This is a genomic window from Desulfomicrobium orale DSM 12838, from assembly GCF_001553625.1.
Classification (GTDB): domain Bacteria; phylum Desulfobacterota; class Desulfovibrionia; order Desulfovibrionales; family Desulfomicrobiaceae; genus Desulfomicrobium; species Desulfomicrobium orale.
On the sequence record NZ_CP014230.1, the window covers coordinates 778,447 to 790,255 of the forward strand.

Sequence of the window (11,809 nt, forward strand, 5' to 3'; positions counted from 1 at the left end):
TGGAGGCTTGTGAACCGCCGTACCCAAGGGATTAAGGAGATGCTGGGAAAATATCCTGCAATATTTTCCAGGCAGTGTTTTTGGCGGCCTGATTTCCCTGCGCCATGTCCGTGATGTCGGGGAGCAGGAAAAGTCTCGTCTGGGGGCAGGTATCCTTCAGGCCGGTTTGCAGCGGTCTGATTTCAGACGCGTCTTGGACAAAGCAGATGACCACGCTGGGACAAAAATGTTCGAGGCCATGGCGAAGGAGTGCATTCCCTACATCCAGTGGCCAGGCGGAGATATCCTGTTTTTTCCAGCCCAGATGGCCGCAAACGGATTCCTGAATTTTCCGAAAGAGAGCAAGGCGCGGGGATGGGGTCGGCAGGCCCAGATCCGCAGCCAAGCCTGGATAGGTCCACAAGGTGCGCACAGGGCATTGTTTCTCGTGAAACAACGCGAGAAGATATGGCGGAATGGTGTAATTATTTGGAATTTTTTGAGAATTATCTATTTCTGAGTCACGGAGAGCCGCCGGTTCCGCACGATCCGGCGAAATCCCCCGCCACAGGCAGAAAACGCCTGCCCGTTTGAGCAGGCGTTCCCGTTCGGTCATTCGGTACTCGCCGAGATCCAATCCCAGATCCTCCAGGCAATTTCCGTCTTTTTCATCTGAGGCCAGTGGTCTTCGCGTCCCGCCCGGTCAAAAACGGCCACCCGGTTGGTGGAAGCGGCAAATCCCGCCCCCTCTTCTCCGATGGGGTTGGCCACCAGCAGGTCCAGATTTTTTTCCTTCAGCTTCTGCCGGGCGTTTTCCCACAGATTTTCGGCTTCGGCCGCGAAGCCGATGGTCTTCTGCCCAGCCTTCTTGGATACGCTCAGGGTCGCCAAAATATCGGGGTTCTGCTCGAAGTTCAGCGACAGCCCTCCTCCATCTTTTTTGAATTTGGCCTGAGGGCATTCCGGCGGGCGGAAATCCGCCACCGCCGCCGTAAAGCAGCCGATATTCTGGGAGGGAAAACAATCCCGCGCGGCTTCGAACATCTCTCTTGCCGAGGTCACGGGCACCGTGCGGATGAAGTCCGGCATGGCCAGGGAAATGGGACCGTGGATGGCGGTCACGTCCGCTCCCCGCAGCGCGGCGCTGATGGCCAGACTCGTCCCCATGAGCCCGGTGGACGGATTGGACCAGAATCTGGCCCGGTCAAAGTATTCGCGCGTGGGGCCCAGGGTGACCATGACCTTGAGCCCGGCCATGTTCTGCGGAGCCAGTGCGCGCAGGGTGTGAATGAAGATTTCGTCGATACCGGACATTTTGCCCGCGCCCGTATCGCCGCAGGCCACTGTGCCGCAGGCCGGGCCGATGCCGCGCACGCCGCGCTGGAGGAGGGTTTGCCAGTTTGCCTGAGTGGACTTGGCATTCCACATGTTCGGATTCATGGCCGGGGCGGCCAGGATCGGGCCGGTGTAAGCCAGAAGCTGGCAGCTCAGGATGTCGTCAGCCAGTCCGTGAGCTACCTTGGCCAGCAGGTTTGCCGAGGCTGGCGCGATCAGAAAGGCGTCGGCCACGGCCGGTTCAAGGTGTCCGAAGTGCTCCTCCGGGTTGAAAAGCCTGGTATGGATGGGGTCGGCTCCCACCGCGCCGAAGGAGAAGTCCGTAACGAACTGATGGGCGCCGGGCGACAGTGTGACGCCCACCTGTATGCTCATACTGGTGAACACCCGGGTCAGCTCCAGGGCCTTGTAGGCGGCGATGGAGCCCGTCACGCCTAGTTGCAGGCGTTTGCCGCGGAAGGTGTCGAAAAGGTAATGCTCGGGAATCATTGGGGAAGATTTCTCTCGTTTTCAAGGGTTGATCCGAAGGGCGGATTGCCGGACATTCCGGATGGCGAATATGTATCCATGTGCTGCGTTCCGCCGGAATAGGCCGGTGCGACCGCAGGAACGCGAGGCGAAACCCAGATCTCGGCCCATGTGTAATAGATGGGATCTTCTTCGATGGTGATTACGGTAATGCGGTTGTCTTTGGAGAAGACCAGCAGGTACCGCTGATATTTCTGGTAGGTCAGAAGGGTCCAGCCATCCTTGGGCATGTTGTTGTAAAAGAAATCGAAAAGGGAAATGGGTTCTACCCGGCCCTTGAACTTCATGACGCCGGACTTGCCGCCTTCTACCGGAGCAATGGAGGATTTTTTGGGCTGGATCTCCATCTCCGAAGGGACGCGGATATCGTTGAAGTCATAGAAAAAACTGGAGGGCATGGGCGCGGTCTGGGGTTCCGGGGAGCTCGATCCCGTGAGGTTGGCGCATCCCCAGGCCGGGAGCAGCAGGAGCAGCAGAACGATTTTCAGATAACGCATAATACACTCCTCGGTTGATGTTATGTAATTCCGGCGGAAAGAAGGCCGGACGCATCCGTGGGGAAAGGTGTTCTCTAAAGATTGGCAGCCAGTTCGCGGGCTTTGTCCGCTTCATGCAGCCATCCGCCCTGTTCCAGCGACTGCGCGGCCAGCAGATGCATGGCCGCCAGCCCTTCGGGGTAGACGCACTCCAGCAATTCTCCGTGGTATCCTTTGAAGACGTTGCTCACCAAGGCGCTGCGGGTGTGGAAAAAACGGGCCAGCAAGGGATTTTCGCGGTGCCGGGGAAGATAGAGGATGAACATGCGCTTGCAGTGGAAAAGGATGAAGCGTACGCGGCCGACTTCACGGGCGATGCTTTCGGATGTCTGCTGGATGACGGCGTACAGCTCCGTGCCGATATGCTGTTCCTCGGGCAGCAGCGCGTCGTTTTCCTGGAGGCGTCCGAACCGGGGCTTGTAGTTCATCTGCTGGTAGGCGTCTTCCTTGAGTTTGATGCATTCGTGGAAGATGTATCCCAGCGCCCAGTCCAGATATTCTCCCAGAACGCTGGTTTTTGAAGATTCATTCCTGAAAAGCAGATGCGCGGTATCCTTGAGCCGCCAGAGCAGGCCTTTGCTGTTCTGCCGTCCCAGAATATCGTTGAAGAAATGAAAGCTGACCTCTCCGCTGGCGTCGTATTCGGCGAAATGACTTTCCAGGGCGCTGGCGACCTGACAGAAGTCGCGCAGCACGTCCCGTACAAAGGAGTCCTGTTTGGAAAGAAGCCAGTTTGTGGACATTTGCCTATCCCGTCAAAATTTTACGGCTGCTTACGGTACCCGTCAGCGAAGGTCAAATTTCTGAAATCATGCCCATGCCTACATCTTTGAAAGTTGCCGCGGCGGAAGAGGTCTTGCGCGCGATCTCCGCAGGAGAGACTCTTGTTTTCACCAACGGCTGCTTCGACATCCTGCATCCCGGCCATGTGGATTATCTGGAACGGGCCAGATCCCTCGGAACGCATCTGGCGGTCGGCCTGAACAGCGACGCTTCCGTCCGCCGCCTGAAAGGCCCGTCCCGTCCCGTCAACGATGAGCGCAGCCGCGCCTTGGTTCTGGCCGGTCTGGCCTGCGTGGATCATGTCGTCATTTTTGATGAGGACACGCCCTGGGAGCTGATCCGGAAGCTTCGCCCCCAGATTCTGGTCAAGGGCGGTGACTGGCCGGTGGAGCGGATCGTGGGGCGGGAGCTGGTTCAGGAACGGGGCGGACAGGTACTGTCCCTGCCGGTTCTGCCCGGATACTCCACCACCAATATCGTGCGGCGGGTTCTGGCCCTGCACCGGGAGGAAGTCTCGCATGACTAGTATAAGCCATCGACGGATCGTCTATTCCATCAACTATCTGCTCGGAGTGCTGCTGGAAGGCGGAGAAATCGGCCCGGAACTGGCCAAGAACATTCTGGAGCACGCCCGCAAGAATGACATCGACCCCGAGCATCCCGACGGGATCGACTATCTGATCCGGTTCAACATCCGCCTGCCCGGCAAGGATCCGGGGCTGCCCCCTGTCTGGCTCAACGAGGAGGCCATCCTGCGGGCCGTGGCCCGGCGGGAGGGCCTGGAGTTCCGCAAGGTGGATCCCTTCGACCTGGATCTGGAGGTGACGACCAAGACCATTTCCGAAAGCTTCGCCCGCAAGAACACCCTGGTGCCCATCATGATCAGGGACGGGGAGCTGGAGCTGGCGGTGTTCAATCCCTTCCGGCCCGAGCTGTGGCTGGACATGGAGCGGGTCAGCGACCTGCCCTACCGGGTGTTTCTGAGCACCAGGCAGGAGATCGAGCGTCTCATCGACGACTACTACCAGTTCCGCACGGCCATTCAGGCCGCCGAAGTGGAGTTCATGTCCGGCAGCGAGATGGGCAATCTGGAAGCCCGGGTCAGGGTCGAGGAAAAGTCGGACCCCACATCGCAGAAGCACATCATCAAGGCCGTGGATTACCTGTTGCGCTCGGCCCTGAGGGAGCGCGCCAGCGACATCCACATTGAACCCAAGCGGGACCACTCTCTGGTCCGCTTCCGTATCGACGGCATTCTGCACGATCTGCACAGGCTGCCCATGACCGTGCATCTGGCCATGATCAACCGCCTGAAGGGCGTCAGCCGTCTGGACATTTCCGAGAAACGGCGGCCCCAGGACGGCCGCGTGCAGCTGGTTCTGGGCGGCCAGCCTACGGATGTGCGCATATCCACCATCCCTGTGGCCTTCGGAGAAAAAATGGTGCTGCGTCTGCTTTCCAGCGACACCACGCTTAAAAATCCCGAAGAACTGGGGATGCTTCCGGCCCAGTTCGCCACCTACAAGAAATTTCTGCGCAGCACCTACGGTCTGATTCTGGTCACCGGTCCCACGGGCAGCGGCAAATCCACGTCCCTCTACTCCACCCTGAAGACCCTGGCCAATCCGCAGGTCAACGTGGTGACCCTCGAAGATCCCATTGAGATGGTGGTGGACGAGTTCAACCAGATCGGCGTGCAGACCAAGATCGGCGTGACTTTCGGGCAGATGCTCCGACATATCCTGCGGCAGGATCCGGACATCATCATGGTCGGGGAAATGCGTGATCTGGAAACGGCGGAGCAGGCGGTGCAGGCCGCCCTGACCGGACATATCGTCTTTTCCACCCTGCATACCAACGACGCCAGTTCCGCCCTGGTCCGGCTTCTGGACCTGGGCCTTGACGCCTATCTCATCAACGCTTCCGTCATCGGGTGCATTGCCCAGCGTCTGGTGCGCAATATCTGCCCGTCCTGCCGGGTGCAGTATACCCCCGATTACGCGCAGATTCAGGCTCTGGGGCTGGAACGCTACATCGCGCCCGGCCAGAAGCTCTGGAGAGGCGCCGGATGCGAAAGCTGCCGGCAGACAGGTTTTTACGGCCGTACGGGTATTTTCGAGGTGCTCATGTACGATACCGAGGTCAAGGACGCCGTGCGCAGAAATGTCGAACTGTCCGAACTGCGGGCGCTGGTCCGGAAAAAGGGCGTGCCGTCCCTGCTCGACGACGGTATGGAGCGCGTGGTGCGCGGGATCACCACATACGAGGAAGTGCTGCGCGTGGCCGGAGCCACGGCCGACGAGAACTGAGTTTTCAAAGCGGCCATTGTCCCTTCCCATGCGGCGGCGTGGCTCTCAGACCGGGCAGGCGCCGCCGCAACATGGCCCGCCAAGACTCAAATAGGCGGCCAGAATCCTTCTCTCTCCTTCCAGCCGGTCCGGAGCAAGGGGCGGGCACGGATGGCGGGTCAGCATTTCCTCCATCTGACCCCAGCGCGGAATCTGGTAAAACCCCCGGCCGATCTCCGCGGCTGTCCGTGTTTCCACCACCAGTGCTTCCATGGAATCCGTCACCACCACCAGCGGAAAGGGCGCGGGCTCATGAATCCGGGCCGCGGCCACGCTCTGGCGCACGAAGGTGCCCACCTCGCCGGGGTGAAAGAAAAGGGCCAGGGCCGGGCGGCTGTCCGGGGTAAAAACGGCGATGTCGATGGTGGCGGACTGGGCCTCTTTGCCCGCATGAAAATCGATCAGGTATTTGGGATGGACGGTGGAGCGCGGGTAGAACTTGTCCTCCACCAGCATCCGGGCCAGAGCCTGGCGCAGGTCCTCATATGTCGTGTCCATGATTTCCCGCCCGCTGACGTAATCCGTGATAAGCTGGTTCAAGCTGACTTCATGCATACGGCTGTCTTTTTTTCAGTCGCTTTTTACAGGGCCCGTGGCCTCCGTTCCTTTGGTTTACCAGATTTTTTTCTTAAGGTATGGAAGTCAAAACGCAAGGCATCGGCGAATTCCGGCCTTTTCGGGCCCACGGCCTGGGCGGCCGCCAAAACAGATTGCACAGGAGGTCCTTATGGATACATCAGCAGCCTGGACCGCTCTTGCCTCCCATGTGGCGGAAGTGCCGCCCATGCGCGAGCTCTTTGAGCACGACCCTGACCGTTTCGAGCGTTTTTCCCTCAGGACCTGCGGCATTCTGGCGGACTACTCCAAGAACCGCATTACCGGCAGGACCATGGACCTGCTCATGGACCTGGCCCGCGCGGCGGGGGTGGCCGAAAAAATCGACGCCATGTTTCAGGGCTACCGCATCAATATCACGGAGAACCGGGCCGTGCTACATACGGCCCTGCGCAAAAACGCGGATGAGGCGGTGCTTCTCGACGGTAAAAACGTGGTGGAGGATGTGCACCGGGTACTCTCCCGGATGGATGGATTCGTCTCCAGGGTCCGTTCGGGCGCATGGCAGGGATTTACCGGCGAGCCCATCTGCGACGTGGTCAACATCGGCATCGGCGGGTCCGATCTGGGTCCTAAAATGGTGGTGGAAGCCTTGGATTTCTACCGCCAGAAGAATCTGAATTTCCACTTTGTTTCCAACATCGACGGCACCCATATCGCCCGCGTCCTGAACAAGGTCCGCCCCGAAACGACGCTTTTTCTCGTCGCCTCCAAGACCTTCACCACCCAGGAAACCCTGACCAACGCCCATACCGCGCGGGACTGGTTTCTGGCCAACGGCGGCACCCGGGACGGCGTGCCTCTGCATTTCGCGGCCCTGTCCACCAACGAGGCGGCAGTGCGGGCCTTCGGCATCGATCCGGCCAACATGTTCGAATTCTGGGACTGGGTCGGCGGACGCTATTCCCTGTGGTCGGCCATTGGACTGCCCATCGCCCTGTCCATCGGCATGGACGGATTCCGCGAACTGCTGGCCGGAGCCAGGGACATGGACGAGCATTTCCGCACGGCTCCTTTCGAGCGGAATCTGCCCGTCATCCTAGCCATGCTCGGCGTCTGGTACCGGAATTTCCACGTTTTCGATTCCCACGCCGTGCTGCCCTACGACCAGTATCTCGAATTTTTCCCCCGCTACCTGCAACAGGCGGACATGGAGAGCAACGGCAAGCGCGTGGCCAGAGACGGCCGCGATGTGTCCTGGGACACGGGGCCCATCCTGTGGGGTGAGCCCGGCACCAACGGCCAGCATGCCTTCTATCAGCTGTTGCACCAGGGCACGACAGTGATTCCCTGCGATTTTCTGGCTCCGGTGCATCCCCTGCACGAGGTGGGGACGCATCACGCCATTTTACTGGCCAATTTTCTGGCCCAGCCCGAAGCGCTCATGCGCGGCCGCACCAGAGAAGAAGCCGAGGCGGAACTGTCCGTTCTGCCTCCGGAAAAGCGGTCGGCACTGGCTCCGCACAAGGTTTTTCCGGGCAACCGCCCGTCCAACTCCCTTGTGTACGACCGCCTTGCCCCGCGTGTGCTCGGAAGTCTCATCGCCCTCTACGAGCACAAAATTTTCGTGCAGGGCATTGTCTGGGACATCAATTCCTTCGACCAGATGGGTGTGGAGCTGGGCAAGCAACTGGCCAACGCCATCCTGCCGGAGCTTCTGGAGGGAGCTACCGGCAGGCACGATTCTTCCACCGCCGGGCTCATCCGCTACTGCCTCTCCCGCCGGAACGAGCTGGAAGAATAAGAAATGCATCTTGCCGCGATCAAAGCCGATATCACGGCTCTCGATGTTGATGCCGTCGTCAACGCCGCAAACAATTCCCTGCTTGGCGGCGGCGGTGTCGACGGCGCCATTCACCGCGCGGCAGGTCCGGAGCTTGTGCGGGAGTGCAGAGTTCTGGGCGGGTGTGAAACCGGTCAGGCAAAGGCGACAAAAGGTTACCGGCTCCCTGCCGGGTATGTGATCCATACGGTCGGTCCTGTCTGGCACGGTGGAGATTCGGGTGAAGCGGCTCTGCTTGCCGCCTGTTACTCGAACTCCCTGGCCCTTGCGGACAGCCTCCGGTTGCGGTCTGTCGCCTTTCCCTGCATCAGCACAGGCGTTTACGGGTTCCCTAAAAACAGGGCGGCGGAAATCGCCGTGCAGACTGTTTCCAATGCAAAATGCACATTCATCGGCGAAGTAATTTTTTGCTGTTTTAGTGATGAAGATTTTCTGATCTACAGGACGTTGCTCGGCTGACCCGAAGTCTGTTCATCCGCTTGACCGGCCGTACTCAACATGGCGTTCTGGAGACAAGGTCACGCCGTGCACTTGGTGTCCGGCCGTACGCAAAAGTGGACGCAGGTGTGATTTCTTCCGGAAAGTGCGGCTCTTGACCCTTCAAGCGGCCGGGTGGCATGTCCCCATCCTGCCGCGTCAATTTTTTCCGGCCCGAACATGAAGCTCAATCCTTTTCGCGTCGATCCGGCGCATCCTTTCCAGCTGGTCAAGTTTCTGTCCGTCAGCACTCTGGTTCTGATTCTGGGATCGAGCATTGTTCTGTCCGTGGTCATAACCAACTATGCCAAAAGCGCCCTGCTGAAGAAGAACACGGCCTTTGCCCGGCTTCTGGCCGAGAACTTGAACCACCAGATTTACCGGCGGTTCACTTTGCCCGTCGTATTGGGCTACGGACGGGTGGAGCTCAAGCGCAAGGAGCAGTACGACCGGCTGGAACAGGTCATTGAATCGACCATCCATTCCTTTCATGTTCTGGACCTGCGGATCTATGACGAACAGCGCGAAGTGGCCTTCAGCACGGAGCCCGGCCAGATCGGCAACGCCACTCTCGGCGGGCCGGCCGTGCAGACAGCCATCAGCCAGGGAAAACCCACCTTTGCCCTGCAAAGCCGCCTGAGTCTGTGGGACGCACTTTTCGCTCTGAATCTGGAGTCCGGCGACATGGTGCTGCGCACGGTGCATCCTCTGCGGGCGGAGCGCGACCTGCGATTCAGGGAGCAGCCCGGCCCTCTGCTGGGCGTGCTGGAATTTTCCCAAGATATCACCAGCGACTACGAAAGCGTGCTGCATCTGCAGCGGCTCATCTTTCTGACCACCGTTCTGGGATCGGCCGCTCTGTACGCTCTTATTTTTTTTCTGATCCGCAAGGCCGACCGGGCCTTGGCCGAGCGGGTCCGGGACAAGGAACGTCTGGAGCGGGAACTGCTGCAGAACGAAAAACTGGCCTCCATGGGGCGCATGGTGGCCAGCATCGCCCACGAGATCCGGAATCCTCTGGGAATCATCCGCAGCAGCGCGGAGCTTTTGCTGAAACGGGAGCAGGACCAGGGCGGTTCGCGCCGCAGGATTCTGGAAGCCATCTTCCATGAATCCAAACGGTTGAGCCAGACGGTCAATGACTTTCTGGATTATGCCCGGCCCCGGCAGCCGGCTTTGGAAGATGTGGATCTGGAAAAAATCGCGCGCAATGCTGTGGGTTTTCTGACCCAGGAAGGATGTGGAAACGCGGTGAGCGTGACTTGTGAACTGCCCGCAGGGTATACGGTCCGGGGAGACCGGGATCTGCTCTACCGGGGGCTCTACAATCTGATCAGCAATGCCGTGCAGGCCTGCGGGCAATCCGGCGAGGTACGCATTCTGGGTCAGAGCTATGATGGCCGCAAGGCCCTGCTGGTGCGGGATTCCGGATCGGGCTTCGACCCGAAGCTCCAAGACAGATATACGGAGCCTTTTTTCACCACCAAGGAAACGGGCACAGGGCTGGGCCTGGCCATCACGAGCTCCATCTTCCAGAGCCACGGCGCGGAGATGATACTGCGCAACGCTCCGGACGGCGGTGGTGAAGTACTCGTCGTTTTCGCCGAACCTGCTCCCGCCGCCTCCGGGACGGTTCCGGGAGCGGATCAGGACGAAGGGGTGCAACAGAATGGGGATTGAAATGGGCAGTCAGATTCTGATCATCGACGACGAAAAAAACTACCTGCTCATCCTGGAGGCTCTTCTGGAAGAGGAGGGCTATACCGTGACGGCCCTGAGCGATCCGGCCATGGCTCTGGCCTACCTGGACGAGTCGGAAGTGGATGTGGTCATCACGGATATGAAGATGCCCGGCATGAGCGGACAGGATGTGCTGGAGCATGTGCGCAGGAATCATCCGCATATTCCGGTCATGATCATGACCGCCTTCGGCACCATCGACCGGGCCGTGGAAGCCATGAAAAGCGGCGCGTTCGACTACATCACCAAGCCCTTCGCCAACGACGATATTCTGCTGTCCGTGCGCAAGGCCCTGAAGCTTTCTCATGCCGAGCGTCAGAACCGCCTGCTGCGCGAAAGTCTGGCCGAAAAATTCGGCAAGGACGCCATCGTGGGCAATTCCAAGGCCATTCAGGATGTCTTGGCCCTGGCCGGACGGGTCGCGCCTTCCCGCAGCACCGTGCTGGTCACCGGCGAGTCGGGCACGGGCAAGGAGCTGGTGGCCAGGGCGTTGCACATCGCCTCGGACCGCAAGGAAATGCCTTTCATTTCCGTCAACTGCATGTCCCTGAGCGCGGGACTGCTGGAAAGCGAGCTGTTCGGGCATGAGAAAGGTTCCTTCACCGGAGCTGTGGCCCTCAAGCGGGGACGGTTCGAACTGGCTCAGGGCGGAACCCTTTTTCTGGACGAGATCGGCGAACTGTCGCCGGAACTGCAGGTCAAGCTGCTGCGCGTGCTGCAGGAACGGACTGTCGAGCGGGTCGGCGGCACTGAAACCATCGCCGTGGATTTCCGCCTGGTGGCGGCTACGAACAAGAATCTGCAGGAAGAAATCGCGGCCGGTCGCTTCCGGGAAGATCTGTTCTACCGGCTGAATGTCGTCAATATCCATCTGCCGCCTCTGCGCGAGCGGCGGGAGGACATCCCCATTCTGGCCGGCCACTTCCTGCGCAGATTTTCTCAGGAAAACAGCCGCCAGGTACAGGGATTCACGCCCGGCGCCGTGGATTATCTCTCGGCTTACGAATGGCCGGGCAATGTGCGGCAGCTGGAAAATGTCATCGAACGCTGCGTGGTTCTGGCCACCCACGACGTCATCGATGTGGACGACCTGCCCCCGGAGCTGCGCGATGAGGACACGCAGTACAAGAGCGCCGTGGATCTGTTGCCTCTCAGGATCAATCTTCCGGACACTCTGGAGAAGATCGAGGCCGCGCTTATCCGCCGGGCCATGGTGCACAGCGGTTTCGTGCAGGTCAAAACGGCCGAGCTGCTGAATGTGTCCAAGAGTCTGCTCCAGTACAAGCTCAAGAAGTACAACATTCCTACCAAGGCCTGAGCCTGTGCGCCGTGTTCAATACCCTCTCTTTCAGCTGACTGGCGGCTTCTTTGAAATAGTTTTCCCGGATATTTTTTCTTGCCAAAAGGAGCCACCCCCACTATGGATTGTTCTTCCGTCGTGCCGGGGTAGCTCAGTCGGTAGAGCAGGGGACTGAAAATCCCCGTGTCGGCAGTTCAATTCTGTCCCCCGGCACCATGGATTTGATCGAAAAGATTCATAGCAGACCGGAATGACTGATACAGTCATTCCGGTCTGCTTGTTTATCCGGGATAGAATAAGGTAAGTAACCCTATTTTTGACGGTATTTCTGTCGGTATAGCTCCCCCTCAAAGCGCTGAAAACCGTCAGGAGAAATATCGTCATG

11 protein-coding genes and 1 tRNA gene are annotated in these 11,809 nt (G+C 59.4%); 7 read left to right on the top strand and 5 right to left on the bottom strand.

Annotated features, from left to right (window positions below; all coding sequences use genetic code 11):
• Positions 1 to 31 precede the first annotated feature (31 nt).
• The 4 genes from AXF15_RS03470 to AXF15_RS03485 form a co-directional block, all read right to left on the bottom strand.
• Positions 32 to 595, bottom strand: coding sequence for a hypothetical protein (locus AXF15_RS03470; protein WP_066603383.1), 564 nt, complete (start codon positions 593 to 595; stop codon positions 32 to 34).
• Positions 592 to 1,803: a bifunctional phosphopantothenoylcysteine decarboxylase/phosphopantothenate--cysteine ligase CoaBC gene (gene coaBC / locus AXF15_RS03475; protein ID WP_066603385.1), complete on the bottom strand. Its 1,212-nt coding sequence runs from the start codon at positions 1,801 to 1,803 to the stop codon at positions 592 to 594. The genes AXF15_RS03470 and coaBC overlap by 4 nt, the downstream gene beginning before the upstream one ends.
• A complete protein-coding gene (locus AXF15_RS03480) occupies positions 1,800 to 2,339 on the bottom strand; it encodes a hypothetical protein (RefSeq protein WP_066603388.1) in 540 nt (179 codons plus the stop codon). The genes coaBC and AXF15_RS03480 overlap by 4 nt, the downstream gene beginning before the upstream one ends.
• A 74-nt stretch (positions 2,340 to 2,413) precedes the next feature.
• Positions 2,414 to 3,121: a hypothetical protein gene (locus AXF15_RS03485; RefSeq protein ID WP_066603391.1), complete on the bottom strand. Its 708-nt coding sequence runs from the start codon at positions 3,119 to 3,121 to the stop codon at positions 2,414 to 2,416.
• Positions 3,122 to 3,195: 74 nt separating this feature from the next.
• Here AXF15_RS03485 and rfaE2 point away from each other — a divergent pair, with 74 nt between their 5' ends.
• A complete protein-coding gene (gene rfaE2 / locus AXF15_RS03490) occupies positions 3,196 to 3,687 on the top strand; it encodes a D-glycero-beta-D-manno-heptose 1-phosphate adenylyltransferase (RefSeq protein WP_066608626.1) in 492 nt (163 codons plus the stop codon).
• A complete protein-coding gene (locus AXF15_RS03495; RefSeq protein WP_066603392.1) occupies positions 3,680 to 5,470 on the top strand; it encodes a GspE/PulE family protein in 1,791 nt (596 codons plus the stop codon). The genes rfaE2 and AXF15_RS03495 overlap by 8 nt, the downstream gene beginning before the upstream one ends.
• Positions 5,471 to 5,515: 45 nt before the next feature.
• Here AXF15_RS03495 and AXF15_RS03500 read toward each other — a convergent pair whose 3' ends face one another.
• Complete coding sequence (locus tag AXF15_RS03500) at positions 5,516 to 6,049, bottom strand: type I restriction enzyme HsdR N-terminal domain-containing protein (protein ID WP_169793584.1); 534 nt, start codon at positions 6,047 to 6,049, stop codon at positions 5,516 to 5,518.
• 187 nt (positions 6,050 to 6,236) lie between these two features.
• On the opposite strand from AXF15_RS03500, the gene pgi reads away from it, so the two are divergent.
• The 5 genes from pgi to AXF15_RS03525 all read left to right on the top strand — a co-directional run bounded on the left by pgi (position 6,237) and on the right by AXF15_RS03525 (position 11,640).
• Entirely contained in the window at positions 6,237 to 7,868 is a 1,632-nt protein-coding gene (pgi, locus tag AXF15_RS03505; RefSeq protein WP_066603395.1) for a glucose-6-phosphate isomerase, read from the top strand.
• A 3-nt stretch (positions 7,869 to 7,871) separates the two neighbouring features.
• Positions 7,872 to 8,366 (top strand): O-acetyl-ADP-ribose deacetylase, encoded by a 495-nt coding sequence (locus AXF15_RS03510; protein ID WP_066603397.1) that lies wholly within the window; start codon positions 7,872 to 7,874, stop codon positions 8,364 to 8,366.
• A gap of 198 nt (positions 8,367 to 8,564) precedes the next feature.
• Positions 8,565 to 10,064 carry a histidine kinase dimerization/phospho-acceptor domain-containing protein gene (locus AXF15_RS03515; RefSeq protein WP_083517839.1) on the top strand — a complete coding sequence of 500 codons (1,500 nt, stop codon included), beginning with the start codon at positions 8,565 to 8,567 and terminating at the stop codon, positions 10,062 to 10,064.
• Between the two features lies 1 nt (position 10,065).
• Positions 10,066 to 11,442, top strand: a complete 1,377-nt coding sequence (locus tag AXF15_RS03520) for a sigma-54-dependent transcriptional regulator (RefSeq protein ID WP_066603400.1) — start codon at positions 10,066 to 10,068, stop codon at positions 11,440 to 11,442.
• 122 nt (positions 11,443 to 11,564) lie between these two features.
• A tRNA-Phe gene (locus tag AXF15_RS03525) sits at positions 11,565 to 11,640 on the top strand.
• The last annotated feature ends 169 nt before the right edge of the window (positions 11,641 to 11,809 follow it).